Genomic DNA, 26,315 nt, shown 5'->3' on the forward strand with positions numbered 1-26,315 from the left:
ATCATAAAAGTGGTGTTGGTCTCCTTTCATGATTTGGATGGAAGGAGACTTTTTATTTGAACGGATTCCCATTTGTTGAACAGGAGAAGGTTGGTCTTCTGAAGGTAACTTTAGTAGCGTTTTGGCCCCATTGCAGACTTATACAAAGTTATCCACAATTTTTCTTATAACGGATAAAAAAGTCCGCAATTTTTACCTCAAATTTTGCGATCCATTGTGGATAACTTCTGCATTTTGTGGAAAAGTTTTAGCCATTTCGGCTTGCTCCATAGTCGCATTCCTTTATATTTAATTGAAAGAGAACGACATAAATTTGTGCTTTACAGAGCCTTCCAACTAAGTCAAAAATTATTAAAATAAACCGTAGTTAGTCATATGAAATTTTCGCGATTTTATACACAAGAGGAGTGGGACAGTCCATTTGGAGATATGAATTTTGAGAGTCGAAAGTCAGAGATAAAAAATCCTGACGGATCGATCGTTTTCTCAATGGAAGAGTTGATCGTGCCCGAAACATGGTCGCAGGTATCTACCGATGTGATTGCCCAAAAATATTTTCGCAAGGCAGGCGTACCCCAGATTACCAAGAAAGTAAAAGAAAAAGGAGTGCCGGAGTGGTTGCAGCGATCCGAAGCTGACGAGAAGGCAATGAAAAAGGAGGGGATTGATGAGGACGATTATTATGGCGGGGAGTATGACAGCCGCCAGGTTTTTCATCGTCTTGCCGGCTGCTGGACGTACTGGGGATGGAAACATGATTACTTTGATTCTGAAAAAGATGCGAAGGTTTTTTATGACGAGCTTAGTTATATGCTGGCCAATCAGATGGCGGCCCCAAATAGTCCCCAATGGTTTAATACCGGTTTGCATTGGGCGTATGGTATTAATGGTCCGTCGCAAGGCCACTATTATGTAGATGGAAAAACAGGAGAATTAACGGAGTCTGAGGATGCTTATTCTCATCCACAGCCCCATGCCTGTTTTATCCAGAGTATTGATGACAACCTCGTTAACGAGGGCGGTATTATGGATCTCTGGGTACGAGAAGCGCGCCTCTTTAAGTATGGATCCGGGACGGGGAGTAACTTCTCAAAGATCCGCGGTGAAGGAGAGCCCTTGAGCGGTGGAGGAAAATCATCCGGATTAATGAGCTTTCTTAAGATCGGCGATAAAGCAGCGGGTGCTATTAAATCGGGCGGTACCACGCGGCGCGCGGCCAAGATGGTAACACTGGATCTTGATCATCCCGACATTGAAGAGTATGTGAATTGGAAAGTCCGGGAAGAGCAAAAAGTGGCTTCGATGGTTGCCGGATCCAAAATATTAGAAAATCATCTCAAAAAAATTATCAAGCTTTGCAATAAGCCTGTAGAAGTTGACGGCCGAACATTCAATGGTGCGGTAAGTCGCGATCCTGTAAAAAATAAAGAGCTTGGCAAAGCCATAAAAGAAGCAAAGCAAGATCAGGTGCCCCTTAATTATATTGAGCGCGTCGTTCAGCTGGCCGCGCAAGGGTACACCGATCTGGAATTTGAAACCTATAATACGGATTGGGATTCCGAAGCTTATCGTACGGTAAGCGGACAAAACTCAAACAACTCCGTTCGTATTCCCAATAAGTTTATGCGAGCCGTCAAAAATGATGACGAGTGGGATCTTTATTGGAGAACAGAAAAGCGCAAGGCTGCCGAAGAAGGACGTGAACCTGAGCCTCATAAGACAATGCCGGCCCGTGAACTCTGGGATCAGATCTCAAATGCTGCCTGGGCATGCGCCGATCCGGGAGCACAATATCACGATACTATCAACGAGTGGCATACGTGCCCCAATGACGGACCGATTAATGGAAGTAATCCATGCTCGGAATATATGTTCCTCGACAATACGGCTTGTAACCTGGCGTCGTTGAATTTGATGAAATATTTCAAAACAGATGAGTGCAAAGAGTTTGATGTTGAATCGCTCCGCAATGCTTCGCGGATGTGGACGGTCGTCTTGGAAATCTCTGTACTGATGGCACAGTTTCCATCCAAAGAAATTGCAGATCTATCATACAAATACCGTACACTCGGGCTCGGATTTGCCAACTTAGGTGCTGCACTAATGGTGCAAGGGGTACCATATGATAGTGATGAAGGTTGTGCGATTGCCGGTGGATTGATGAGTATTATCCACATGAATGCCTATAAAACGAGTGCAGAAATGGCCAAAGAACTCGGACCATTTGAGCGATTTGAGGCGAACAAAGAGCCGATGCTTAAAGTCGTCCGAAACCACAAGCGTGCGGCTTATAATGTAGATCCCGATGAGTATGAGGATCTGACTGTGAAGCCTATGGGCATTGACGCAAATGAATGTCCAGAAAATCTGTTGAAGGCAGCGCGCCAAGATTCTGACGAGGCTGTAAAAATGGGTGAGGAGCACGGCTATCGCAATGCGCAGGTTACTGTAATTGCTCCAACCGGAACAATTGGTCTGGTGATGGATTGCGATACGACCGGCATTGAACCTGACTTTGCCCTGGTGAAGTTTAAGAAACTGGCCGGTGGAGGTCACTTTAAGATCATTAATCAGTGCGTACCTAAAGCGCTGCAGAACTTGGGATACAGTCCCAAGGAGCGAGAAGAAATTATCAACTATGCCAAGGGGCATGGTTCACTGGATGGCTGCCCGTATATTAATGAGGAAAGCCTCCGTGAAAAAGGATTTGGTGATAAACAGCTTGAAGCGATTGAAGAAGCGCTGCCGAGCAGTTTTGAAATTAAGTTTGCCTTTAACCAGTGGACGCTGGGCGAAGACTTCTGCAAGGATGAGCTCGGTCTTTCTGATGAGCAATTGGCAAATCCACAATTTGATATCCTCAAGCATCTTGGATTTACCAAAGAAGAAATCCAGGAAGCCAACGATTACGTATGTGGTACCATGACGGTAGAAGGGGCTCCGCATCTGAAAGATGAGCATCTGCCGGTCTTTGACTGTGCCAATCGCTGTGGACGCATCGGTACGCGGTACATTAAGCCGGGTGGACACATCCGCATGATGGCCGCAGCACAACCGTTCGTGTCGGGAGCGATATCTAAAACCATTAACTTGCCGAACGAAGCTACGGTCGAAGACTTCAAAGATGCCTATATGGAATCTTGGGAGCTGATGTTGAAGGCCAATGCCTTGTATCGTGATGGCTCGAAATTAAGTCAGCCGTTGAATAGTCTCAGTGATGTCTTCGAAGATCTGGACGAAGAAGATCTGGATGAGGAAACGAAAGCAGAGCAAGACAAGGTAGTAGAAACAGCAGAGCGCATTGTTCACAAGTATGTAGCTGAGCGCAAGCGTTTGCCCAGCCGCCGAAATGGATACACCCAGAAGGTGAAAATTGGTGGGCAGAGCGTGTATTTACGAACCGGTGAATATGAAAATGGCCAGCTAGGCGAAATTTTCTTAGATATGCACCGTGAAGGAGCAGCATTCCGAAGCCTGACGAATTGCTTTGCCATTGCTATTTCACTCGGCTTACAACATGGCGTGCCGCTCGAAGAATTTGTGGATGCTTTTACGTTTACCAAGTTCGAGCCAAGCGGAACCGTTAGCGGAAGTCCGCATGTTAAAATGACCACTTCGGTGATAGACTATATTTTCCGAGAACTGGCCGTAACGTATCTTGGACGCGATGATTTGGCACATGTTCCTGCAGAAGAAGTTATGACGCGCAAAATACGTCCTTCTGAAGAAGAAAAGAAGTCTAAAGAAAGCGCAAATACGGTAGATAAACCAGATCAATCTGATGCCGATGGAAGTTCAGGCCAACCGGAGACCGTGGTAGAATCACAGCCGACCAAACAAGCACAAACCGCGGCTGATGATGATAGTTATCAAAGTGATTACGAAAAGGCCAAAGAGCTGGGTTACACCGGTGATTCTTGTCCCGAATGCGGAAGTATGACGATGGTCCGAAACGGAACCTGTCAGAAATGTATCACGTGTGGTTCAACCACCGGTTGCTCGTAAAATACTAAGGTCAAATATCTCAATTGCAAAAGCCCGCTGTGTTATGCAGCGGGCTTTTGCTTTTTAGAAAATTACTTGCTTTAACTGCTTTTTTGTAAACTATGTAAATAGACTTATCAACAAAGTTACTTTTGGATCTAGACCAGAGAAGTGGTAAGAGTAATGTAAATCATGAGATGCGAAAAACGACGATTGTATCGTTATTACTCGTCTTAACCTCTTGTGGATTATTTGGGCTCAACAATAATTCTTGGTGCCGATTGGCACGTTTTATCTTCCAATAAATAAAATTCTAAAAATCATCCAATCCACGGATAATCATCCCAGTTTGGTTTACGCTTCTCGAGGAAGGCATCGCGTCCTTCGGCAGCTTCATCCGTCATGTAAGCCAGACGCGTAGCTTCGCCGGAGAATACCTGTTGACCAACCATGCCGTCATCCACAAGGTTAAAAGCGTACTTAATCATTCGTATGGCGGTTGGACTTTTCTCCAGAATTTCCTGCGCCCACCGGTAGGCTGTTTCTTCGAGCTCGTCATGGGGAACCACCGCATTCACCATCCCCATATCGTAAGCCTCTTGGGCGGAGTAGTTTCGGCCCAAGAAAAAGATTTCGCGCGCTTTCTTTTGGCCCACTTGTCGGGCCAGCAGAGCCGAGCCAAAGCCGCCGTCGAAGCTGGCTACATCGGCATCCGTTTGTTTGAATATCGCGTGTTCTTTACTGGCAATGGTGAGATCACAAACCACGTGAAGGCTGTGCCCACCGCCGACCGCCCAGCCGGGAACTACACAAATAACAACTTTGCCCATAAATCGAATGAGCCGTTGTAGATCCAGCACATTCAGTCGCGGCGTTCCGGCATCGTCTTTATAGCCAGCTTTGCCTCGTACGTTTTGATCACCACCGGAGCAGAAAGCCCATTTCCCGTCTTTAGGCGAAGGCCCTTCTCCCGTGAGCAATACCACGCCAACAGACGCATCCTCTCGGACATCCAAGAATGCGTCTTGCAATTCAAAAAGTGTTTTAGGACGAAACGCATTGCGAAGTTCCGGACGGTTAATAGCGATGCGCGCTACGCCGTTGGATTTTTTAAAAGTGATGTCTTCGTATTCATTGACAGTTTTCCAGTTCATAATGTCAGATTTTATCAATAAAAGTAGTTAGTTCATTTGTGAGTTCGCTGGGATTATCCAAGTGAACACGATGCCCGGCCTTGATGAAACGGAGGTGGGCATTTGAAAAAAAATCAGTCAATTGCTTGTTGATTCGCTTATATTTTTCGTCTGCTGATCCGGCTATAAGCATAGTGGGTTTGTTGTACCCGTGGAAATGATCAGTTTCAGGAGTCATAAATCCTGTTCCAAACCCACGCAAAGAGGCAGCCATGGCTCCTGGATTTTGATCAAGATGTATGTGATGATATTTGTTTATTAGTTCTTGATCAATAGCCAATGGAGATTGAAAGAGGGGGGCTTCTTCCCATTTGGAAAGAAAGGACTTGTAATCTGATTCAACCGCGTCTGCACGTTGTTGATCCAACTGCTGTCTTTCTTTTCGTTTTTTTTCATCCTGGATTCCGTTTGTCGTACTTTCGAGAATTAAGCCGTGAAAAAGATTAGGATTTTCGAAAGCTGTTTTCAAAGCCAGTCGCCCCCCCATGCTATAACCGTACAACAACAGCGGGAAAAGATTTAATCTATAGACCAGTTGTACAATATCATCAATTTGATAGGACTCATTATATCTGTCGGGATCTGTCGGTTTGGAGGATTGACCGTGACCCAATAGATCGATTGTTATCGGATTGCAGGAAACGGTCAGATTGTTGATCAGATGATCAAAAACGCGGAGATCGCCCATAAAACCATGCAGCATCAACAACCAGGGCAAATTCTCCTCGCGCTGATGAATTTCAAAAGCATATTCCTGATTGTTGATTTCAAGAAGTTCCATACTTAAAAACTCCAGAGTTTGTTACGGAGCTCCATCGAAGCATCAGCATCGGTTTGGCATTCAATAACAGATAATCCGTTCTGTTGATTACTGATGGAGGCAAGATCAAGGTTTTGGAGCTCAGAAAAAGATTTAATCAAATAATGAGGAGTATCATAAGCATTGACGAGTGTATTGATATCGACATTTTGAGGCGTCTCAAAATAGGATTCAAAATGTTGTTTATCATTATAAATAGGCAGCATTCTAAAAATTGATCCCCCATCATTATTGATAACAACCACGATCAGAGATTGAGACATATTGCTGTGATTAAGCAGGGCATTGGTATCGTGTAAAAAAGCCAGATCACCCGTGAAAAGTACCCCTGATTTTTGAAGTCCATGGCTTATCCCCATTGCTGTTGAAGTGTTACCATCGATGCCGCTGGCACCACGGTTCAAAAAAAGAGGTGTCATAGATGAATGCTGCCCAAAAAGATTGATGTCACGTGCGGGAAAAGAGTTGGAAACAGCAATAAAGTGGTCTTCTGGGATGTGTGCCGTTAACTGTTGATAGACGCTGCCATCGGTTAACTCAGAGGACTGGCTAATTGCTTTTTGAGAATGATTGGCAAAATCTTGTTCCATTTGTTTCCATCTTTTTAACCATCTGTCATCAGCGTTAGAGGAGAGGTTATCAAAATGAAATGCTTGTCCCATCCATTGAATGCGTTCTGCCCCTGAAAACGTGGCATCTTGCCAATCATTTGTACTTGTAAAATGAAAGTGATACTCAGTATTCCAATCATCCAAAGCACGTTTAAGGCTTTTACTTGTCGGCTGAAATCCAAAACGTAAGATTACATCCGGTCCGAGCTGGTCAAGCCTATCCGCATTACGTAAAAATCCTGCAAAGCCACGAATGGTATTTGAACTGTTTATAGAAGATTCAGCCAGGATAGGAGCGTTTAACTTTCCAGCAAGATCAGCGATGGAATCCGTGCTATCGTCCGGGGCAAGAGGGCCGACGATGATTAACGGCTTTATAGCTTCTGAAAGTTTATTTTTAAGTGCGTTACTTAGATTGAGGGTAGTAGAGTTATTTCTATTTGTAACAGTTGACTCTGGCAGGTTTTGATTTTCTTTTTGGATTCGAGTCAATCCATCATCTGTCGGTTCCAATGGTTTGCGAAACGGAAAATTCAAGTGCGCAGGCCCCCGTTTTTCTTGGGAGACTGATACCGACTGTTGGGCTAACATTTGCAATCGCTCAATATCTTTATCACCTGATCGTGGTTCGCCTACCTCGTGAAAGAAAACGGTGTAATCTCCAAATATTTTGAGCTGATCAATAGCCTGATTGGCCCCGGTTGCTCTTAGGTTCGGTGGACGATCGGCTGTGGCTAAAATGATGGGAACGCCTGATTGTCGAGCTTCAATTACAGCTGGATAATAATTAGCTAAAGCAGTGCCCGAAGTACAGATTAAAACAGCCGGCATATTAGTGGCTTTGCCGATGCCAAGCGCAGTGAATGCAGCCGAACGCTCATCCAAAATAACATGCTTTTGGAACTTTGGGTTTGAAGCAGCTGCAAGGGTTAAAGGGGTAGAGCGTGAGCCGGGAGATATTACAATATGTTCAACACCGTGCTTGTAAAGTGCTTTGAAAAAGGTGTTGGTCCACTGTAAGGCTGTGTTGCCGCGGTGTTGGTCAGTCATACTGCAGGGCCGAAAGCATTGGCTTCAACTTGAGGTTTGTTTCTTCCCACTCGGTAGCGGGATCAGAATCCTTGACAATGCCGCATCCCGCAAATAAATAAGCATATTCTTCAGTACATAACGCACTACGTATGGCTACGGCAAACTCCATCTTTCCCTTGCTGTTCATCCATCCTACAGGCCCGGCATATCTTCCGCGTTCAAAATGTTCCAATTCCTTAATATACGGGGCTGCTTTTTGCCAGGGATATCCACCTACAGCGGGGGTAGGATGCAACTGGCCAAGTACGTCAAATATATTTGATTCATCGTTTAGTTGTGCCCGAATAGGAGTGTAGAGGTGCTGTACGTTTGATAATTTTTTTATTTCAGGTGTGGCACTTCGGTTCAACTCCTTTACAAATGGCTCCAGTCGTTCTTCAATATCGCGAATCACAAAATTATGTTCGTTCTGGTCTTTACCATTAGCCGATAATTTCTTTTCCAAGAAAGCATCTTCGGTAGCTGTATTACCTCTCTCTATGCTCCCTGCCAATGCTTCAGTAAGAAGTAACTTATTGCGGGCAGAGATCAGCCGTTCAGGAGTTGATCCCAAAAAGGTATTTCCGGATGGCCGGTGGATTAGAAAATTGTAGCAGTTTGTATATTGTTTGCGGAGGTTGTTAATGACCTGTGTCGGGGAAGTTGCAGTACTTTTGGGTATTTTGATGTTGCGTGCTAAAACAATTTTTTCAAAAGCATTTTCGCGGATAAGATTTTTAGCCTCATTAACAGAATCAGACCATTTTTGATAATCTGATTGTTGCTTTGGAAGTGGTGTAGTTGACGTTTTTCCATTTTCATGGGAAGTGCCGGCAGTGCTTTCTTGCTCTAATGTAGATTTCAGATCTTCAAGTTGCGCAATAACATGATTATGTAATTCGATGGCTGTATCGAATGTATTAAGGTCAACTGCAAATGTGGCCAGGGTAAATTTTCCATCTTTGATGATCATCCATTTGGGAAGGGTAAACGATGACGGAGGAAAATCATCCCAGAGCTCATCGCTGTTTTGATCAAAAAAGGAAAATCCGCCAAATAAAAACAACCCGGAATAGGGATGAGAGAAGGATGAAAACTCTGCTGAATCCTGACGGATTTCATCAATCTTATTATTGATGACGTCAAATCGATCAGAACCTGCAGCCGTAACTGAAGTGATTTCATCGCCGGCAGCAATGGCAAATTCTTCGGTTGGTTTCTCCCAGTAATACTGGAAATTATCCTTTTTCCAGCACATTTCGAGATAGGCCAGGGGGTCAATCGACTGAATTGGAAAACTAAAAGTAGCGTATCGCGGAGTGGAGCCTTTGAAAAGGTTCTCCAAAAAATTACTGAGCGCTGAGTCATCAAGGCCAGTAACCACCGAAGGGTAATAATCTTCTATATCTGATAAAGGACTGTCGTTCATAGAGTAATTACACTTTTTCAATATCAGCTTTCACAAGTTTCAATATAAATTGAAAATTGATATTTCCATAATGGAAATCTCTTTTTTAAAAGCCGCCAATTATTGAAAGCGCTTTCACCGAAATGGGAAAATAAGTTTGCATATCTACGTTAAGATTTAGAAAATTCAACCGACAATATTTCAGCACAGACTAATATCATTTACATACAGATCCCATGGTAGAAATAAAGGAGTTCAATCTTCAGAATGTATCCGTTCATTATAAATGGAACAATGACAAGGAGCTGAATTACTACGATTCTGATTATCCGCATCAACATGAGAGTTTTGAAACTTTTTTGAAGCGGATCAAGTCAGTTTTGGATGAGCGAAATGAAACCAGTGAGCTGTTCGAGATTCACTTATCTGAAAACGATAAGCTTATTGGTATTGTAGATGTGCATGCCATCGACAAGTATAACAAACGCTGTTTTGTAAACTGCACAATTGGTGATCGCAAGTATGCGGGAAAGGGGTATGACGTGGAGGCCTTAAAAATTGTGCTGGATCACTGTTTTAATGAAAAGGGGATGCACAAAGTTGGAACAGCAGCCTTTGATTTTAATACTTCTTGGATAGAAAGCGTGGAGAAGCTTGGATTTCAGCAGGAAGGACAACTGCGGGAGCACGTCATCAAAAATGATGCATATTGTGATAAGCTGATTTTTAGTTTGCTGGAAAAAGATTTTCAATCAAACAAGGTAGAAGCTGCTGTTGCGGAATAGCCACTTTTGCTGCTATTCGGCCTTCTCTTTATCTCCGGATTCAAAGGGGTTGTAAATACCGTACTCATTGGGATCGTAATCGGCTAACTCAAAAAAGTGATCCCAGGCTGCTTTGCTTTTTCCGTCTTCATCAACCCAGTTTGGATGACTTTGCTTTATAAGTCCTACTGCACGTTCGGCATATTCTACTCTTTCTTCTTCGTCTTTAATGCGTGGCAGGGAATCAATCATTCTGTCTAGATTGTATCCGCAGTCAAAATCTTTGGGCTTTTTCTGTTCTACAAACATAAATAGTTTTCTTAGGCGTTAATTTTGATGAGGAAGATAACAGAGTTGCTCCTTCGAATAAAGATTTTTTTAAGCTGAATGACTATAACAAAAGTGTAATGTAAATCTTTTTTCGAGGAGACAGCTCAAAATTCCTATATTCCGAGGCTTACATTTTTTAACTTTTATCAAAATTGCAACCACACGAATTACAAGATGTATTACAATTCCATATTAGAAACCATCGGCAATACTCCGTTGGTAAGATTAAATGAGGTCGCAAAAGAATTTGAAGGAACGGTATTGGCCAAGGTAGAATATTTTAATCCCGGTCAAAGTGTGAAAGACCGGATCGGCCTTAGAATGATAGAGGATGCCGAGGAGGAAGGGCTTATAGAACCCGGGGGGACCATCATTGAGGGAACATCCGGAAATACAGGTATGGGATTGGCACTTGCAGCTACTATTAAAGGTTATGACTGCATTTTTACGACGACAGATAAACAAAGTAAAGCAAAAATAGATTTGTTGCGTGCTCTGGGGGCCGAGGTAAAAATTTGTCCTACGGATGTTGAGCCCGATGATCCGCGAAGCTATTATTCTGTTGCAAAGCGGCTAAGCGAAGAAATTCCTAATTCCTATTATCCTAATCAGTACGATAATCCCAGCAATACCCAGGCGCATTACGAGACGACCGGTCCTGAAATTTGGGAGCAAACAGAAGGTAATATTACACACTATGTAGCGGGGATGGGAACCGGTGGGACCGTATCAGGGACCTCAAAATATCTAAAGGAACAGAACGCTAATATCAAAACAGTGGGTGTTGACAGTGTGGGATCAGTTTACAAACATTATTTTGAAACCGGAGAATTTGATAAGGATGAAATTCATCCCTATTTGACGGAGGGAATAGGAGAAGATATTATTCCCGGAAACATGGATTTTGATCTGTTGGATGAGGTTATTCAGGTGAACGACAAGAACGCCTTTCAGATGACACGCAAGCTGGCTAAAAAAGAAGGACTGTTTGTTGGCGGATCGTGTGGTGCTGCTGTATATGGAGCACTTGAGTATGCCCGGAATAATGAATTTGGTAAAGGTGATGTGATGGTCATTATCCTTCCCGATAGTGGCACACGTTACGTTTCAAAGATTTATAATGATGAATGGATGGACGATCACGGATTTTTAGATTCCGATGAGTAACGAACGGCAAATTTAATTAGTAACCCCTTTATTATGGCCGATCAAACAAAAGATTTTAAGCAGGGACAAATTCAAATTGAACTGCCTGAAGAAGAATCTTCAGGTACCTATTCAAATTTGGTTATGATATCCCACTCCCCTTCAGAATTTATTCTCGATTTTATTTCAGTGATGCCGGGAGCACCCAAAGCAAAAGTAGTGAAGCGAATGGTACTGACTCCTGATCATGCCAAACGCTTGATGAATGCACTTTCTGAAAATATTAAGCGCTATGAGAATGAGAACGGAGCGATATCAAATAACAATGATGACATAGATGTTCCCTTTAATTATCGTGGACCAACGCCTGAAGCGTAAACACTAAGCTCCATGCTCGAATTTCTAAAACGGTTATTTAAAAGCCAGGATCAGGATCTCACCTTAGTTGTTTTTGATGATGATCCGGAATCTTCCACATCCTATAATTTTAAACCTTCAAAGATGTGGAATCTGTTTTATGTTTCGTTGTTGAGTGTGACTGTTCTCGTGCTACTGCTTGTAATGTTCACTCCAATAAGTGGTCTGTTATATAACCGGCATGATGCACAGCTTCGTGAGCGAGTTGTTGAGGTTTCCCAAAAAGTACAGGCCCTTAAAGATTCTTTAGAAGCACGGGATACACAGCTGGCAGAGATGCAGAAGGTGATTGCTGCAGGTGATGATACTGCTTTTGCTGTTAATGAAGGCCGTTCCGTTGCGATGCAATCAGCAAATCAAAAAAGGTCGGAACTTGACTTTACATCTGAAGTAAGTAATAGAGGAATGCTGTCTCAAAATGAGATAATTTTCTCGAATATCTTTGAGCAAGCACCAGAATTCCCGACAGATTTCCCTGTCAACGGCACGTTTACCCGCGGGTTTAATCCCGAAAATGGACATTACGGTATTGATATTGCTACTAAACAGGGAACATCTTTTAAAGCAATAGCTGATGGCGCGGTTATTAACCAAGATTGGACGATCAATTATGGATATGTTCTGCATGTACAACATAGCAATGGTATCATAACGGTATATAAACATGCAGCAAGCGTTTCAAAATCTATTGGCGATATTGTTTTAAAGGGTGATATTTTGGGAACAACGGGTGATGTGGGCGTATTAAGCTCCGGCCCACATTTGCACTTGGAAATTTGGAAAAATGGAGTACCCCAAAATCCGAATACGTACTTAATAAAATCCTAAGAAGTTTATGTTTAATAACAATAAGAAAGAAAACGAATCTATGAGCTCTAATAAATCCGGTAAGAATTTACCCTCCGTTAATATGATAAGTGAAGGCACCGAACTTAAAGGTACCCTGAAAACAAAAAATGATGTCCGCATTGCCGGTACCCTGGACGGGGAAGCAGAGGCGGAAGGCAAGATCATTGTCTCATCAACTGGTAAAGTAGATGGTAATATTGAAGCCGTTGATGCCGATATTGCCGGAAATATCGATGGCGAAGTTCGAGTGACCAATAAGCTTATACTTCGTAAATCAGCTACTATTGAAGGAGATATTTATACCAAAACGATTCTGGCTGAAGAAGGATCCCAGATAAATGGTTCATTCCATATGAGTGAAAATATAAAAGAGGAGATCAAAAAAAATAGCAACGGATTATCTTCAAAATTGGGAAGCTCAAAGCCAAAAAACAAAGATAAGAAATCAAAAAGTTCTGCTGACAAAGAGAAATCCAAGGTTAACAAAGATTGACAAAGAGTAACAAGCCGACTGATTATTTAGAATATGTTTCGTTGGGGGGAGAAATAGCAGCCGCGCTATCGATCCCTATACTTTTAGGGTATTGGCTAGATAACTATTTCGGCTTGAGTCCCTGGCTGCTGCTGATTGGTTGTGTTGTCGGTATCATAAATATTTTTATTCTAATTTTTAGATTAAGCGACCGGTTGAATTAAGGCGTGAACGGGGGGTGGGGTTTGGATCAGCAGGTGCAAAAGTTGGCGCACAAATTTTTATGGCATTCTATTATCGCCTATCTGTTTATGCTGGGGATTACGTTCCTTTTAGGTCAGCAACATTACCCGGCGGTAAGTATCGGTTTTTTACTGAGTTTCATTTTTGTCGGAAGTAATATTTTTGTCATAAAGCGAATTAAGACAGATAAAAGCTCAAACTTTATAGTTCGGTTTTACCTTTCTCTGGGTATTCGTTTTTTGTTGGTATTAGTAGCTTTGGTAGTGATTTTGAAGACGATAAAAATTCATCAAATTTACTTTACAGTTAGTTTCATAATTTCTTATATTTTCCACTCTGTAATCGAGATGATTTTAATCAACAAACTACTTGAAACTGATAATTAGAATTTAATGCTAAGGGCCTGCCGCCGACTGTTCGTAACACTCTTACTGGTTCTCCTCTTCACCCCATTAACAGAAGCCTCGGATAAAGCTGCACAAGATGCCGAAGGTGCTCCTATCGATGTTGTAGGAAAGGTTGTCGACCATCACGAGTTGGCGGTCTTGGGCTATCATGTTCCCCTGCCTCGAATATTTCTGGTCGAAGGTGATTTGCTTGCTTACAGTAGCACGGAAAGTGCTATCGAGTCTGGCGATTTTGTTGAAAAGGATGGAGCGTTGTTGCCAGCTAATGGAGCTGAGATTACACTGGATTTATCTATTACCTCGCACCTTATGTATGTATGGTTTGGACTTATACTAACAGTTTGGATTACCATCGCAATGGCTCGCAAGTACAAGCAGGGGGTTGGGCGTAAAACAGAGCCGAAGGGGTGGTTTCAGAATCTTTTCGAGATCGTTTTTGTGTTCGTGCGTGATGATATTGCAAGGCAGAACATCCCCGACAATAAATATCAGAAATTTGTACCCTATTTGTTTACAGTATTTATAGGGATTTCGTTTATGAATCTTTTTGGTTTGCTGCCTTGGGGGGCAACAGCAACCGCTGACATTACCGTTACTGGAGTATTGGCAGCATTTACTTTTTTTATTACACAGTGGAATGGTTCAAAGGACCACTGGGAGCATGTTTTTTGGTTTCCCGGCGTTCCCGGTTGGATGCGTATTATTCTTACTCCCATCGAAATTATTGGATTATTTACCAAGCCATTTGCGTTGGCAGTACGTCTTTTTGCAAATATGCTTTCCGGAAAGATCATGATAATCTGTATTCTTGGTTTGATCTTTATCTTTGCAGATATCTTTGGAAATGCCGCCGGAATTGGAATGAGCTTTTTTGCAGTTCCATTAACGGTTGCTCTATACGTATTGAAGGCATTTGTCGGGCTTTTGCAAGCATATATCTTTACACTTCTGTCGGCTGTGTTTATTGGGATGGCTGCCGAAGAGCATGCGCATGATGAAGGAATTGAGGCGCACGCATAACAATTTATTTATATCACATAATCTAAACCTAAACTTAAAACAAATAACAGGTAACAAATATGGGTTTATTAGCAGCAGGAATCGGAGCAGGAATTGTAGCAGTTGGTGCTGGAATTGGTATCGGTATGATCGGTAAAAGTTCGGTTGAAAGCATTGCTCGTCAACCAGAAGCATCTGATGATATTCGTGGCGCTATGATCTTGACCGCTGCTCTTATTGAGGGTGTAGCACTTATCGGCGCTATTGTATGTATTCTTCTCGCTCTTGGAATCGGTGGTGGATAAATTATTATATCCTCATATAAATATTAACAATACACATTATTCACCATGATGCTATTTTTAGCAGGCGGAGGCGGAATACTCTCTTTTAGCAGCGGATTTGCTATCTGGGTAGCTCTTACTTTGGTTATCTTTCTTGCCGTAATGGGCAAGTATGCAGTGCCATTGATAATGGAGGCCCTCGAAGAGCGCGAAACCCGCATTAAAGATTCTTTAGAATCAGCTGAGCAAGCTTTAGAGCGTGCTGAAAAGATTTCTAAAGATAACGAGAAAGCATTGCGTGAAGCAGAGAAAAAGGCAAAGGAGATCCGCAAAGAGGCTATCGAAGAAGCCGAAATGCTCCGCGCAGAACGTATCGAAAAATCCAAGGAAGAGGCTGAGCAAATTATTGAACAGGCCCGTGAAACCATTGAACAGGAAAAGAAACGTGCTATGATGGAGCTTCGTGACGAAGTGGCGCGTTTGGCTGTGCAATCGGCTTCAAAGATAATCGATTCTGAATTGGATGAGAAAAAGAATAATAAGCTGGTAGAAAGCTTTATAAAAGACATCTCAAAAAACTAAGGTAGATGCCTACAACAAAAGCAGCCCGAAGATATGCGACCGCCCTTCTTGAGCTGGCCAAAGAGCGGGATGAAGTCGATGAATTATTAAATGATATCGAGTACATCCATAATACGCTGAAGGGATCGCGGGATTTGGTTTTATTTTTACAGAGTCCGGTCATCAATTACGATGATAAGACCCAGGCTTTGCAGAAGATCTTTTTTGATGAGCTTCAAGAGCCAACTAAGTTGTTTTTAAAACTATTATCTCGTAAAGATCGCATAAATCTGTTAGATCAGATTACCGAGGCTTTTATTGAAAAATATAAAGAATACGCCGGCATTATTACTGTGGATGTGTTTGTTGCCAAAGAGTTAGACAGTGAGCAGCAAGAACTGCTTCACAAAAACTTGGAGGAGAAAACACAGAAAAAAGTCGATATGAATATTACTGTCGATGAAGATTTAAAAGGTGGTATGGCTATCCGAATTGAAGACACAGTAATAGACGGAACGGTTAAACACAAGCTCGAAATGCTTGAAGAATCGTTATTGTCAACAACTGTAGAATAGAAATTAAAGACGATTTAAATAACATTTGAACCAATGAGTCAAGTTAGACCAGACGAAGTTTCAGCAATTTTACGCAAACAATTATCCGGCTTTGATAATGAAGCTGACACCTATGATGTGGGAACAGTCCTTGAGGTAGGGGACGGAATTGCCCGCGTGTACGGATTGTCAAAAGTACAAGCCGGTGAACTTGTTGATTTGCCTGATTCTATTGACGAGGACGGCAACTCGATTCGCGGAATGGTACTAAATATTGAGGAGGACAACGTTGGGGTTGTGCTTTTTGGTGAAACCAGCGCTGTTGAAGAGGGTGATACTGTTAAACGTACCAAGAGTATTGCCTCTATCAATGTAGGGGATGGACTCCTCGGACGCGTTATCGATCCTCTTGGACGTCCTCTCGACGGTAAGGGTCCTATTTCCGGAGATACTATTCGGGTACCACTAGAGCGTAAAGCTCCCGGTGTGATTTATCGCGAACCGGTTAAAGAACCTCTTCAAACAGGGATTAAAGCTATTGACTCATTGATTCCCATTGGCCGAGGACAGCGTGAGCTAATTATTGGTGATCGCCAAACAGGTAAAACATCCGTTGCGGTTGATACGATTATTAATCAGAAAGAAACTCAAGATACTGATAAGCCGGTTCACTGCATTTATGTAGCTGTCGGTCAGAAGGGTTCTACGGTAGCGGGTATTGCAAAAGCATTAGAAGATAATGACGCTATTGACTACTCAACGATTGTTTCAGCACCAGCAAGTGTATCTGCCCCAATGCGTTATATTGCACCGTTTGCAGGTGCTGCAATTGGCGAATATTTCCGTGATACGGGACGTCATGCACTGGTAGTTTTTGATGACTTATCAAAGCAGGCCGTTGCATATCGTGAGCTTTCCCTATTGCTTAAACGTCCTCCCGGGCGTGAAGCCTATCCGGGGGATGTGTTTTATCTTCACAGCCGCCTTTTGGAACGTGCTGCCAAGATTATTGATGATGATAATATTGCTAAGCAGATGAATAACGTTCCCGAGCAGTTGAAGCCTAAGATGAAGGGCGGGGGATCATTAACAGCACTTCCAATTATTGAAACCCAAGCTGGTGATGTATCTGCTTATATTCCGACGAATGTAATTTCAATTACCGACGGACAGATTTTCCTTGATACAGATCTGTTTAACTCGGGTGTACGTCCTGCGATTGATGTTGGTACTTCGGTATCACGTGTGGGTGGTTCTGCACAGGTTAAGTCGATGAAAAAATTATCCGGTACTATGAAGCTTGATTTGGCTCAGTATCGTGAACTGGAGGCTTTTGCTAAGTTTGGTTCTGATCTTGATCCTGCTACACAACGACAATTGAAACGTGGTGAACGAACGGTCGAACTCTTGAAACAGGACATTTATGAGCCGCGTCCGGTTGAAGATCAAATTGCACTGTTAAAAATTAACAGTGAAGGCTTGCTTGATGAACTGGAAGTTGATCAAATTCAGGAGTTTGAGGAAGAATATATCGAAACCGTCCGTGTTAAATACGATGATGAGATGGCAGAACTTGCAGAATCAGGAACCCTTGATGATGAGTTTGGTGATAAGTTAATGGATATTGCCAAAACTGTAATTGATCAAATTAAAGCTACAGAAGAAGAGGAAGCGTAATTCATGGCCAATCTTCGTGACATACGAAACCGGATAGAATCGATTAAAAATACGCAGCAGATTACGCGTGCTATGAAGATGGTGGCTGCTGCTAAACTGCGGAAGGCGCAGGATCGCATTATCGAAACACGACCTTACGCTTCTAAGATGAAAGAAGTAGTGGGACGTTTGGTAGAGAATTCTAGTGAAGATAACGTACTACTACGTACTCCGGAAACAACAGATAATGTATTAATTATTGTTGTTGGCTCTGATCGTGGACTTTGTGGTGGGTTCAATAACAACTTATTTAAAGTCGTTGAAGAAACGATTAATGAAGAGTACAGCAAATATCAAAAGAATGATAGCTTGTCACTGATGTGCATTGGACGTCAGGCGGCTAAATACTTCGGCAAGCGTGATTATCATGTTATAGCGGAGTATCCCGGATTCTGGGATGATATCGTTTTCAACAAAGCAACTGAGATCATGAAATCAGTTGTCAATGACTTTAAATCGGGCACTTTTGATGAAGTAAAAGTAGCTTATAATGAGTTTAAATCGGTAATTGCACAAAATAGACTTGTTGAGTCTGTTTTACCGATCGACTCATCAGCGCTAGTTGATGAGGAAGAAGAGATTTCTTCTACAGAATATATATATGAACCTGATGTAGAGAATATTCTTCAAAAACTATTACCTTTACACTTGAATTTACAGCTTTGGAGAGCTATTCTTGAGTCGAATGCTGCAGAGCAGGGAGCCCGCATGACAGCAATGGATAATGCAACTGAAAATGCTCAGGAAATGAAGGAAGATCTTCAGCTAGAGTATAACAGAGCACGGCAGAGTGCGATTACTACCGAAATTTCTGAAATTATTTCGGGTGCGCAGGCTCTAGAAGAAGCATAAATTTTTTACACACTGGAGGGATGGCAGAGCGGTTGAATGCACCGGTCTTGAAAACCGGCAGGCCTTTTTAGGTCTCGGGGGTTCGAATCCCTCTCCCTCCGCTCTAATAAAAGCCCCTTCTTAACGGAAGGGGCTTTTTATTTAAATAAATCTACAAGTTATTCGTTGGTAGATATAATTATTATGATATCAAGATTATAATCATGAAAAAATATATACCGGCATTACTTTTTTTGCTTTTCTTGTTCCCTCTGCTCTCTGTAGCGCAAGATACTGTTAGGGTATCGCTGGAAACTTTTATCGAGCGTGGCATTGAGAATTCGGGACAAATTGAATATGAGGAACGAAAGGTCGCACTTGCCAATAATCAGATTAATCAAGCTCAAGCCAAACGTTATCTACCACAGTTTCAACTTAGCACGCAACATGGAATTGTTCCGGGAGTCAGAAGTCAGACCAATCTGCCGGAAGATGAATATTATCTGGATCCGGAATTAGAAAATGATTGGGAAAACTGGGCTGTATTTACCCGAGCTGAAGTATCTGCGGTACAACCTATTTTTGCCTGGGGGGCTTTAAAAAATGCCGTAAAAGCTGCAAGATCTGCTGCCGTTGCCGCACAAGAACAATTTGAAAAAGAAAAAGCAAATTTACGCCTTCGTCTTTTTGAGCTATATCAAAGCTATTTGTTGACGAGTGAAATACTAGTTCTGCTTGATGAGGCAAAAAATCAGATTGATAAGATAGAGCGACAAATTGAAGAAAAGCAAGAAGAGGGAGATGCTGATTTTGATGAATCGGACTTATTCAAATTCAAGGTGTTCAAGTCGGAATTTGATATTCGGGCGGCAGAAGTTCGAGAAGAAGCAAAAATGACGCAGCGCATTTGGAATTATGTGTTAAATGCTGAAGAAAACACGGTTTATGTGCCAGACACAAACTTTTTAGACCCCGTAGCTGAGGATTTGAGAGAGATAGATTATTATCGGTCGTACGCCCTCTCAAATAGATCCGAAATTAGTGCCATTGAAGCAGGTATTGATGCTGCTGAATATGGTATGAAGGCACAAAAGCAGAAGAATTATCCTTCTCTTTTTGTTGGTTTAACAGGAAGCTATGCTAATACTCCAAACCGTCCGCGCCAGAGTAATCCTTTTATTATTAATAACTCAAACTATGCTTCAGGTTCATTTGGATTTGGCATTCGACAAAATCTCGACTTTTTAAGTATTCAGGCAGACATTGAAAAAGGTAGAATACAATATCGGCAGGCAAAATATTTAAAAGATGCTGCCGTTGATGGGATAGTTTTGGAAATAAATCAGGCATATAAAAAAACCTCGCTCTCTAAAGTGAAAGTCGACAAAATGGATGAGGCTCATGTAACCAGTAAGCAATGGCTTCGCCAGGAACAACTTGACTATGATTTCGGTATGGGAGATACCAAGGACTTGGTAGACGCAATGAAAAAAGAGCTGGAGCTCCGGGTTCAGCTAAAGCGAGAAATTTTCAATTTCAACAATAATATTGCTGAATTATATCGCAAATCTGGGCTGCAAATATTAGAACTCTCGAATCAGAATTAATACAATGACTTTTTTTAAAAAAATACAGGTAATATTTTTATCAGCGTTTGTTGGATTCTTGTTATTAAATCCAGCAACCAGTTTTGGCCAACTAGACAGTTCCTCTGTACGTGATTTGCTCGAAGAACGCGACGATGAGATAAAAGATCTTCTTGGTCCAAAAGGAACAGAGTATACCCAAGAGCAGCGAGATAAATTAAAAGATATAATCAATGGTATTATTGATTACAGGGCAATGGCAGAACAGGCTTTGCAAGCTACGTATGATACATTGACCAGTGAACAGCGTACTGAGTTTGTTGATTTGTTTTCAACCATTATTCGTGACCAATCCTTAAATAAACTCGATATTTACAGAGCTGATATAAAATATGAGCAAATAAATGTCGAGGATAGCTCTGCTACCGTTAAAACTTTAGCTCAGCTCGAAAAGGTGCGTACACCTGTCAGTTATCAGATGAAATTTAATGGAGCAAACAATCAGTGGGTGGTTACGGATATGATTATTGATGACGTTTCAACGGCCGGATCTTATCAGCGACAATTTCAAAACATTATACGAAAAAAAGGCTACAATTCTCTTTTAGAAACCCTCCGTAAGCGGGCGGCCAAATAAGGTTTAATAAAGAGACATTATCCCATTATATTCGTAGCAACTTAATTCACTTTTATGCTTAAATCAGTACAACAAAATAGATTAGCTCCGGAGGGATACGTATATGCCACCTATGGGCATCCCCGCTACTTAAAACATGCTGTAGCTTCGGTGGTGTCGCTGCGCAGGTACGATGAAGACCGCCCGGTGGCGTTAGCATGTACAGAAAAGCACCAAAATATTCTGGAAGAACATGGGTTAACGGGTATTTTTGACCATATCCATATCTTAGCTGAAGAGAATACTTCTATTGTTGGTTTTAAACATCACTTGCATGAATTTATGTTCTTCGAGAAAAACATCTTTCTCGACAGCGACATCATTTGGTGCAAGGAACCCGAAAACCTGTGGAAGTCTTTTGAACCTTATCCTTTTACTGTAACAGGAACACAAATTTCGGATAATTTCTTTGGTGGCCCCAAAAATATCGGCATCATTGCCGATATTTTATTGCGGCGTCGCAAACGAACCTTGGATCATTTTGGACTCACTTATTTGAGTCGCGTGCAGACCGGGATGGTTTATGCTCAAGATTATAGCTTGACTAAGAAGGTGTGCGAGTTGGCCCAGAAAATGCTGGACCGTAAAGATGAAACTCATTTTCGCAGTCGCACTTTAGAGCAGGGACGTAGCGAAGAATCTTGTGAGTGGAGCATGGCGATGGCTATGTCAAAGCTGGATCTGCCCGTATATCCATGGCTACAGGGACACACAAGTCCTCAGTTAGACTATATTTCGGATTTAACGTCCCACGATGCAGATTTCGAGTATGTGGTTTGCAAATACTACAGTGATCGCTTTGTGTATAATTTCCGCGGTTTAAAGAGCACATTACTGCGGAAATTACTGGTCAATATGTTTTCACTTATACCAGGCAAAGGGGATTATTTAAAAACGACTCCGTACTGCCTGCACTTTGGATGGTATCATCAAAAGCAGCCGTTTTTTGAGTTTTCTGAAAGGACATGGAATATGCTTAAAAAGCAAAAATTTTCCGATCTCATTAGTTCGAAAGACAGACTTGCAGAAAACGCCTAGCTATCAATGACCTTTCCTATTTCCACAGGTAAGCATTCATTTTGCATTGGTTGTAACTTTACTGGCAAAACGCTTTATGTCCAAGAGGAACGAATTGAGTATGGATTGGGAACTAATATAGCTACTTCTGATAATTCTGGTGCTCTGCATTACTTCTTTTTAGGTTGCAATCGAAATTGTACTCAAAACTTCGCTGTTATAAATTGAGGTTGTAGATGAGTCAAAAAGGAGAACAGGAAAAAACATGGAAGTCTTATCTTAAAAAGGGGATACGCTATCTGTTGCAGGCAGGCATTATTGGCTACCTGATATATAAGCTTTATGAAATTGGACTGACCCAGGTAATTGAATCTCTGCCGCTGAATCCACTTTTTTACCTGCTGTTTATTTTGATTTATTTTTCTTTGCCCATCTCAGAGATTTTTATTTATGGAGTTAAATGGAATTTTCGGGGGTTTCGGGCATTCCTTGTTTTTGTTCAAAAGAAGGTGCTCAATACAGATGTTTTGGGCTATTCCGGAGAATTTTACCTGTTCTACTGGGCCAAAGACAAATTGAAGATTCCGGCAGTAGAAGCTATGAAGTTTGTAAAGGATAATAATATCCTTTCTTCGCTCTCTTCTACATTTATCTCGGTCATATTGCTCATCTTTTTCCTTACACAGGGATATATAAATATTGAAGACTATATTCCCCAGATAGAAAGCTGGATTACATACGTCTGGATTGGACTTGCTGTGTTTATAGTATTTTTTGTGGGTTATAAATTCCGAAGTTATATCCTAACAGTAAGCCTTGGTGACGCGGTCAAAATTTCAAGTATTTATACGGGAAGGCTGATATTGACCAATCTGATTCAAATTATTCAATATAAAATTGCTGAACCCACAGTACCGTGGGCCGTATGGTTTAGTTTGATGGCAGCTCAAATTATGTCAACGAGAATCCCTTTTTTACCAAGCCGCGATGTTCTCTATGTGAGTGTGGCTCTTGAAATGTCGGTGATGTTAAATGTTCCGGAGGGACAGCTTGTAGGTGTTTTAACGGCAAACCTGATTCTCAAGAAACTAATTGGAGCTATGTCCTTTATTACAAGTTCTATTACGCAGGATCAGCTACCTGTTAATCCTCAGTCTATCGATCCGAAAGATGTTGAAGAAGCTGAATCACTCAAGTAATACCTTTTGCTTAGTGATGAAATTGTGTTAAATCGATATTGATCACATTTGCCTGGATATAATCGATTGTTTCATCATCGAAATGCTCTTGAAGTTTATTGCTTTTCTGTAAAGAGTACTCAGCATTTTTTTGTTTCCACTTTTCTTCCTCTTTGGTCAGTGATCCGGCTGTATTATGAAATTCTTCTGTCATTGTTTTTTGGTAATCAATCCCCAAAAAATTGCAAATAGCTTCTAATACGGTACATGGATTTTTAATAAGCTGCTCATAGGTAGCAAACATGTGATTTGGATCCTCTTGATATTTATGAGATTCCTTAATGCTGTTATTCCACCAATTAATGCATTTTTTGACGGATCGCGATCCGCCCCATTGGTCGGGATAGTTTTGTGTTGCCAAATAGAGGCTGGCCACGACATCGGATCCGTTGCGCAAAATGTGCAAAAACTTATTTTGATATCCCTTTTGTTGGATCGATGAAATATAAAACAGGTGGCGGGGAGTTTTTTCCAAGCCCCATATTGTATTTGATTTTAGAGTTCCTGATTCAGCTAAAATCATTTCATCGATAGTATGCAGGAGCGTTTTACACCATCTGTTGTGAGTGCAAAGAGGAGGAAGATCAGTAAAAGGGCGAATATCTGGATAACCGTGCTCATCTAAAAAGCTGGTAACAAATTTACGACTGCCGGGTCCGTAAAGTTTGATACGTCTCAACAGTGGATTAATAGAAAGGGTCTCAGAAAAGAAGTGCGTTTCGGGAAAGGATACAACCTGCGAATGACTGGCAATCATACTTTGCAGGAGGGTTGTTCCCGAACGGGGGCATCCTACTAAAAAAACGCGGTTGGTCTTCAATGGTTTAGTTCTTGGAGAATAAGTTTAGGTTCTGAGAGTCATCAAAATACATTTCAAATGCTTCTTTCTGTTCTTCTGTAAGACGAAAGCGAGGGTGATCAAAGAGATCCCCTCTAATCATTTTGTGCCAGACATATAAAATGGCATCCTTTGGATTGTTTCTAACCCGGCGTAAAAAGTGATCCTTTTCCCACGTATTATTGCCGTGATAGCATCGAATAAAAAGATGAGAATAGTCATCAGGGAGTTGCATATAACGTTTTTCCATCCATTCATTGAGATAAACCGTATCCTCGGCTCTGCGTGTATGCGGATAACGAATATCCGCATCAGCACGATGCATTATACTTCCGGGAATTCCATCAGGCAGATAGCCGACATAGGGATGCTTCATGTACGGTTCTTCATCCAGATGCATAAGTGCTCCGGATAAACAGCAGGCATCATAGCCAGCCATAAGTGTCTGGGCTTGAATAGTAATTCGCTCGGGGTGGTACCAGTCGTCGTCATCCCACTGCACTAAAAAATCTCCGTTCGCCTCATCGAGTGAGCGATTACGTAACTTGCCAAGCGTGTTTTCGGGCTTCTTTTCCAGCTTAACATATTTAACCTGTCCAGCAGGTAAATCGGAAAGAATATCTCCAAGATCTTGTTCTCCATCGTCAATGATAACCAGCTCTTTGTTTTCATATGTCTGATTTTTAAAGCATTGCACTGCTCGTTTCATCAGATGTTTACGGTCAGCAGTGACGGTTAAGCAACTTACTTTCGGGGTGCTAAGATCTTTTTCTTGGGCAGATTCGGGCATGAAATCACGTAGTATTAGCTAAGGGCGTTAATTTATAAGTGGCTAATATTAAAGAATTTATTTGAGAAGCTACAGATAGATATTTGTAGCATATCTTAATACGAACAAAATCAGTAAAGCAGGTATTGCTCAACGGTTTCATGAGTTGATGATGCAGATACTGAATCGGTTAGCCTGTTGATGAGTTTATTCCAGGGAAAACCGATGATAATTAGTTGAACAGTGAAGGTGAAGAAGAAAATATTCATTGTCCAGTCTATTCCCATATGCATAGCAATTAATAACAAAGTTACGTAGGGACGAAATGGTTTCCACCAGATTAAAAAGCCGATAAGTTCTGTAATGATGCCAAAAGAAAGAATAGCCGTGGCAATCCACCAGTAATCAAAAGCCAGTTGCTGCAGCCAGTTAAACTGGAATTCTCCGGTTAGTGAGAGAATATCAATGCTTTTTTCCCCCATCCAGAGCCAAAGGTGTTCGCCTGAAGGCCAGGTGACGCCGGTAGCAACCAATTTACTTAAGGCTGCGGAAGTGTAGCCCAAACCAAAGAAGAATACAGTAAAACCAAAGGCAAAAGCCAGGCTCTTTTTAATATCCTTTCGGAAAAATATTTCTGCCAATCCCAGTCCCATGAGGGCAAAACCAACCATATTTGCACTGTGAGGAATTTCGCCCTGTGAAAAGCGAACAACATGCTGTAAATGAAATAGCAGAAAAGCCGGGGCATAAAGCCACCGTAGTTTTTTAAAGAGAAAGGGAATGAGACAGAAAAGGGTAATTAAAATAGCGTTGACGGTAGCCAGGTCTCCAAAGAAGATTTCTACGTTGATATAGTTAGCAATACCCAGCGGAAGTACAACGTCACTTAGTCGGGGCACGTACAGCGCCCATTCCCAAGTGTAACTCAGAGTAAAATAAACGGTGCAAAGTTCAAAAATGCGAAGCTGAATTTTGGTACCGATTGAGTCCGGGGCATTAAACTGGAATAAATTTTGGAAGAGACGATCCATTGGTAGCGCTAATTTTGAGAAAAGAGGTTTGGATTCTTAATTGTAGTGTCAGCGGTAAAAAGGAACATCGGAATGGCTTTAATTTCCACTGAATCTTGCTCAGTCAGAGAGCCAACAACACGAGTAGCCAACCACATTTGGCCGGGATGGTCAGCAATCTGAAAAGTACTGCGCAGGCCATTTATTTTTTTAGTATTCCAATCCTTTGTTTTGGAAATATAATTGGCATAATCGATTTCGTGAATACCGTATTCCTTAAGCGGTAAGATACGATCATCGATTTTCTCAATAGGTTTTGTCTCCCATAAGTTTGTGCGCGTCGTATCTTGTACGTTTTCTATAACACCGCGCGACCAGGGATTACCCGCTTGGGAAAACATTGGAAAAATGCTGAAAGGCCAAAATTCTCCTCTGTGAGTACTCACCAGTAGGATATTGATAAGCAAAACAATACCAATAATACGTTTGTGTGTCGACATTTTAGAAAAGGTTGCTAACTC

25 protein-coding genes, 1 tRNA gene and 1 pseudogene are annotated in these 26,315 nt (G+C 41.8%); 18 read left to right on the forward strand and 9 right to left on the reverse strand.

Annotated features, from left to right (window positions below):
- The first annotated feature begins 375 nt into the window (after positions 1 to 375).
- Positions 376 to 4,005, forward strand: coding sequence for a vitamin B12-dependent ribonucleotide reductase (locus tag ACT3IB_RS01305; protein WP_491537213.1), 3,630 nt, complete (start codon positions 376 to 378; stop codon positions 4,003 to 4,005).
- A gap of 299 nt (positions 4,006 to 4,304) precedes the next feature.
- Here ACT3IB_RS01305 and ACT3IB_RS01310 read toward each other — a convergent pair whose 3' ends face one another.
- From ACT3IB_RS01310 to ACT3IB_RS01325, 4 genes are read right to left on the reverse strand one after another with little or no spacing between them, the layout of a single operon-like run.
- Complete coding sequence (locus ACT3IB_RS01310; protein WP_491537214.1) at positions 4,305 to 5,138, reverse strand: 1,4-dihydroxy-2-naphthoyl-CoA synthase; 834 nt, start codon at positions 5,136 to 5,138, stop codon at positions 4,305 to 4,307.
- 4 nt (positions 5,139 to 5,142) lie between these two features.
- Positions 5,143 to 5,958, reverse strand: a complete 816-nt coding sequence (locus tag ACT3IB_RS01315) for an alpha/beta fold hydrolase (protein ID WP_491537215.1) — start codon at positions 5,956 to 5,958, stop codon at positions 5,143 to 5,145.
- Between the two features lie 2 nt (positions 5,959 to 5,960).
- Positions 5,961 to 7,658: a 2-succinyl-5-enolpyruvyl-6-hydroxy-3-cyclohexene-1-carboxylic-acid synthase gene (gene menD / locus ACT3IB_RS01320; RefSeq protein WP_491537216.1), complete on the reverse strand. Its 1,698-nt coding sequence runs from the start codon at positions 7,656 to 7,658 to the stop codon at positions 5,961 to 5,963.
- Complete coding sequence (locus ACT3IB_RS01325) at positions 7,651 to 9,108, reverse strand: isochorismate synthase (RefSeq protein ID WP_491537217.1); 1,458 nt, start codon at positions 9,106 to 9,108, stop codon at positions 7,651 to 7,653. Before ACT3IB_RS01325 ends, menD begins: the two co-directional genes overlap by 8 nt.
- 215 nt (positions 9,109 to 9,323) lie before the next feature.
- Between ACT3IB_RS01325 and ACT3IB_RS01330 the strand changes: the two genes are divergently transcribed.
- Complete coding sequence (locus tag ACT3IB_RS01330) at positions 9,324 to 9,872, forward strand: GNAT family N-acetyltransferase (protein ID WP_491537218.1); 549 nt, start codon at positions 9,324 to 9,326, stop codon at positions 9,870 to 9,872.
- A gap of 12 nt (positions 9,873 to 9,884) precedes the next feature.
- Here ACT3IB_RS01330 and ACT3IB_RS01335 read toward each other — a convergent pair whose 3' ends face one another.
- Complete coding sequence (locus tag ACT3IB_RS01335; protein WP_491537219.1) at positions 9,885 to 10,160, reverse strand: DUF4290 domain-containing protein; 276 nt, start codon at positions 10,158 to 10,160, stop codon at positions 9,885 to 9,887.
- Positions 10,161 to 10,355: 195 nt separating this feature from the next.
- Between ACT3IB_RS01335 and ACT3IB_RS01340 the strand changes: the two are divergent.
- From ACT3IB_RS01340 to ACT3IB_RS01415, 16 genes and pseudogenes are all read left to right on the forward strand, one after another.
- Positions 10,356 to 11,336: pseudogene (locus ACT3IB_RS01340) on the forward strand (PLP-dependent cysteine synthase family protein); the annotation flags it as partial.
- Between the two features lie 45 nt (positions 11,337 to 11,381).
- Positions 11,382 to 11,705, forward strand: a complete 324-nt coding sequence (locus ACT3IB_RS01345) for a DUF3467 domain-containing protein (RefSeq protein ID WP_491537220.1) — start codon at positions 11,382 to 11,384, stop codon at positions 11,703 to 11,705.
- A gap of 12 nt (positions 11,706 to 11,717) precedes the next feature.
- The gene (locus tag ACT3IB_RS01350; protein WP_491537221.1) at positions 11,718 to 12,572 is read left to right on the forward strand and encodes a murein hydrolase activator EnvC family protein; all 855 of its coding nucleotides are present in this window, start codon (positions 11,718 to 11,720) and stop codon (positions 12,570 to 12,572) included.
- Between the two features lie 40 nt (positions 12,573 to 12,612).
- Entirely contained in the window at positions 12,613 to 13,086 is a 474-nt protein-coding gene (locus ACT3IB_RS01355; RefSeq protein ID WP_491537222.1) for a bactofilin family protein, read from the forward strand.
- Complete coding sequence (locus tag ACT3IB_RS01360; RefSeq protein ID WP_491537223.1) at positions 13,083 to 13,289, forward strand: AtpZ/AtpI family protein; 207 nt, start codon at positions 13,083 to 13,085, stop codon at positions 13,287 to 13,289. Before ACT3IB_RS01355 ends, ACT3IB_RS01360 begins: the two co-directional genes overlap by 4 nt.
- A gap of 411 nt (positions 13,290 to 13,700) precedes the next feature.
- The gene (gene atpB, locus ACT3IB_RS01365) at positions 13,701 to 14,735 is read left to right on the forward strand and encodes a F0F1 ATP synthase subunit A (RefSeq protein WP_491537224.1); all 1,035 of its coding nucleotides are present in this window, start codon (positions 13,701 to 13,703) and stop codon (positions 14,733 to 14,735) included.
- A gap of 59 nt (positions 14,736 to 14,794) precedes the next feature.
- Positions 14,795 to 15,019: an ATP synthase F0 subunit C gene (atpE, locus tag ACT3IB_RS01370; protein WP_491537225.1), complete on the forward strand. Its 225-nt coding sequence runs from the start codon at positions 14,795 to 14,797 to the stop codon at positions 15,017 to 15,019.
- Positions 15,020 to 15,064: 45 nt separating this feature from the next.
- Positions 15,065 to 15,580, forward strand: a complete 516-nt coding sequence (atpF, locus tag ACT3IB_RS01375; RefSeq protein ID WP_491537226.1) for a F0F1 ATP synthase subunit B — start codon at positions 15,065 to 15,067, stop codon at positions 15,578 to 15,580.
- A gap of 5 nt (positions 15,581 to 15,585) precedes the next feature.
- A complete protein-coding gene (gene atpH, locus ACT3IB_RS01380; protein ID WP_491537227.1) occupies positions 15,586 to 16,134 on the forward strand; it encodes an ATP synthase F1 subunit delta in 549 nt (182 codons plus the stop codon).
- A gap of 33 nt (positions 16,135 to 16,167) precedes the next feature.
- On the forward strand, positions 16,168 to 17,790 hold the full coding sequence (atpA, locus tag ACT3IB_RS01385; protein WP_491537228.1) for a F0F1 ATP synthase subunit alpha: 1,623 nt from the start codon (positions 16,168 to 16,170) through the stop codon (positions 17,788 to 17,790).
- Between the two features lie 3 nt (positions 17,791 to 17,793).
- Complete coding sequence (atpG, locus tag ACT3IB_RS01390; protein WP_491537229.1) at positions 17,794 to 18,681, forward strand: ATP synthase F1 subunit gamma; 888 nt, start codon at positions 17,794 to 17,796, stop codon at positions 18,679 to 18,681.
- A gap of 14 nt (positions 18,682 to 18,695) precedes the next feature.
- Positions 18,696 to 18,782 (forward strand) — tRNA-Ser (locus ACT3IB_RS01395).
- A gap of 102 nt (positions 18,783 to 18,884) precedes the next feature.
- A complete protein-coding gene (locus ACT3IB_RS01400) occupies positions 18,885 to 20,267 on the forward strand; it encodes a TolC family protein (protein WP_491537230.1) in 1,383 nt (460 codons plus the stop codon).
- Between the two features lie 4 nt (positions 20,268 to 20,271).
- Positions 20,272 to 20,883, forward strand: a complete 612-nt coding sequence (locus ACT3IB_RS01405) for an MlaC/ttg2D family ABC transporter substrate-binding protein (protein WP_491537231.1) — start codon at positions 20,272 to 20,274, stop codon at positions 20,881 to 20,883.
- A gap of 54 nt (positions 20,884 to 20,937) precedes the next feature.
- Complete coding sequence (locus ACT3IB_RS01410) at positions 20,938 to 21,960, forward strand: hypothetical protein (RefSeq protein WP_491537232.1); 1,023 nt, start codon at positions 20,938 to 20,940, stop codon at positions 21,958 to 21,960.
- A gap of 215 nt (positions 21,961 to 22,175) precedes the next feature.
- The gene (locus ACT3IB_RS01415) at positions 22,176 to 23,138 is read left to right on the forward strand and encodes a hypothetical protein (RefSeq protein WP_491537233.1); all 963 of its coding nucleotides are present in this window, start codon (positions 22,176 to 22,178) and stop codon (positions 23,136 to 23,138) included.
- Between the two features lie 10 nt (positions 23,139 to 23,148).
- Here the strand turns inward: ACT3IB_RS01415 and ACT3IB_RS01420 are convergent, their stop codons facing one another.
- The 4 genes from ACT3IB_RS01420 to ACT3IB_RS01435 form a co-directional block, all read right to left on the reverse strand.
- Entirely contained in the window at positions 23,149 to 23,997 is an 849-nt protein-coding gene (locus ACT3IB_RS01420) for a sulfotransferase family protein (protein WP_491537234.1), read from the reverse strand.
- Positions 23,998 to 24,001: 4 nt separating this feature from the next.
- Positions 24,002 to 24,805: a glycosyltransferase family 2 protein gene (locus tag ACT3IB_RS01425; protein WP_491537235.1), complete on the reverse strand. Its 804-nt coding sequence runs from the start codon at positions 24,803 to 24,805 to the stop codon at positions 24,002 to 24,004.
- Between the two features lie 110 nt (positions 24,806 to 24,915).
- On the reverse strand, positions 24,916 to 25,815 hold the full coding sequence (locus tag ACT3IB_RS01430; RefSeq protein ID WP_491537236.1) for a hypothetical protein: 900 nt from the start codon (positions 25,813 to 25,815) through the stop codon (positions 24,916 to 24,918).
- An 8-nt stretch (positions 25,816 to 25,823) separates the two neighbouring features.
- A complete protein-coding gene (locus tag ACT3IB_RS01435) occupies positions 25,824 to 26,294 on the reverse strand; it encodes a hypothetical protein (RefSeq protein WP_491537237.1) in 471 nt (156 codons plus the stop codon).
- Positions 26,295 to 26,315 lie beyond the last annotated feature (21 nt).

It is taken from the genome of Fodinibius sp. GM21, from assembly GCF_058386955.1.

What these genes read in the sequence shown, in the direction of transcription:
- ACT3IB_RS01305 (WP_491537213.1), top strand. Translation starts at nt 376, where the DNA reads ATGAAATTTTCGCGATTTTATACACAAGAGGAGTGGGACAGTCCATTT.
- ACT3IB_RS01310 (WP_491537214.1), bottom strand. Translation starts at nt 5,138, where the DNA reads ATGAACTGGAAAACTGTCAATGAATACGAAGACATCACTTTTAAAAAA.
- ACT3IB_RS01315 (WP_491537215.1), bottom strand. Translation starts at nt 5,958, where the DNA reads ATGGAACTTCTTGAAATCAACAATCAGGAATATGCTTTTGAAATTCAT.
- menD (WP_491537216.1), bottom strand. Translation starts at nt 7,658, where the DNA reads ATGACTGACCAACACCGCGGCAACACAGCCTTACAGTGGACCAACACC.
- ACT3IB_RS01325 (WP_491537217.1), bottom strand. Translation starts at nt 9,108, where the DNA reads ATGAACGACAGTCCTTTATCAGATATAGAAGATTATTACCCTTCGGTG.
- ACT3IB_RS01330 (WP_491537218.1), top strand. Translation starts at nt 9,324, where the DNA reads ATGGTAGAAATAAAGGAGTTCAATCTTCAGAATGTATCCGTTCATTAT.
- ACT3IB_RS01335 (WP_491537219.1), bottom strand. Translation starts at nt 10,160, where the DNA reads ATGTTTGTAGAACAGAAAAAGCCCAAAGATTTTGACTGCGGATACAAT.
- ACT3IB_RS01345 (WP_491537220.1), top strand. Translation starts at nt 11,382, where the DNA reads ATGGCCGATCAAACAAAAGATTTTAAGCAGGGACAAATTCAAATTGAA.
- ACT3IB_RS01350 (WP_491537221.1), top strand. Translation starts at nt 11,718, where the DNA reads ATGCTCGAATTTCTAAAACGGTTATTTAAAAGCCAGGATCAGGATCTC.
- ACT3IB_RS01355 (WP_491537222.1), top strand. Translation starts at nt 12,613, where the DNA reads ATGAGCTCTAATAAATCCGGTAAGAATTTACCCTCCGTTAATATGATA.
- atpB (WP_491537224.1), top strand. Translation starts at nt 13,701, where the DNA reads ATGCTAAGGGCCTGCCGCCGACTGTTCGTAACACTCTTACTGGTTCTC.
- atpE (WP_491537225.1), top strand. Translation starts at nt 14,795, where the DNA reads ATGGGTTTATTAGCAGCAGGAATCGGAGCAGGAATTGTAGCAGTTGGT.
- atpF (WP_491537226.1), top strand. Translation starts at nt 15,065, where the DNA reads ATGATGCTATTTTTAGCAGGCGGAGGCGGAATACTCTCTTTTAGCAGC.
- atpH (WP_491537227.1), top strand. Translation starts at nt 15,586, where the DNA reads ATGCCTACAACAAAAGCAGCCCGAAGATATGCGACCGCCCTTCTTGAG.
- atpA (WP_491537228.1), top strand. Translation starts at nt 16,168, where the DNA reads ATGAGTCAAGTTAGACCAGACGAAGTTTCAGCAATTTTACGCAAACAA.
- atpG (WP_491537229.1), top strand. Translation starts at nt 17,794, where the DNA reads ATGGCCAATCTTCGTGACATACGAAACCGGATAGAATCGATTAAAAAT.
- ACT3IB_RS01400 (WP_491537230.1), top strand. Translation starts at nt 18,885, where the DNA reads ATGAAAAAATATATACCGGCATTACTTTTTTTGCTTTTCTTGTTCCCT.
- ACT3IB_RS01405 (WP_491537231.1), top strand. Translation starts at nt 20,272, where the DNA reads ATGACTTTTTTTAAAAAAATACAGGTAATATTTTTATCAGCGTTTGTT.
- ACT3IB_RS01410 (WP_491537232.1), top strand. Translation starts at nt 20,938, where the DNA reads ATGCTTAAATCAGTACAACAAAATAGATTAGCTCCGGAGGGATACGTA.
- ACT3IB_RS01415 (WP_491537233.1), top strand. Translation starts at nt 22,176, where the DNA reads ATGAGTCAAAAAGGAGAACAGGAAAAAACATGGAAGTCTTATCTTAAA.
- ACT3IB_RS01425 (WP_491537235.1), bottom strand. Translation starts at nt 24,805, where the DNA reads ATGCCCGAATCTGCCCAAGAAAAAGATCTTAGCACCCCGAAAGTAAGT.
- ACT3IB_RS01430 (WP_491537236.1), bottom strand. Translation starts at nt 25,815, where the DNA reads ATGGATCGTCTCTTCCAAAATTTATTCCAGTTTAATGCCCCGGACTCA.
- ACT3IB_RS01435 (WP_491537237.1), bottom strand. Translation starts at nt 26,294, where the DNA reads ATGTCGACACACAAACGTATTATTGGTATTGTTTTGCTTATCAATATC.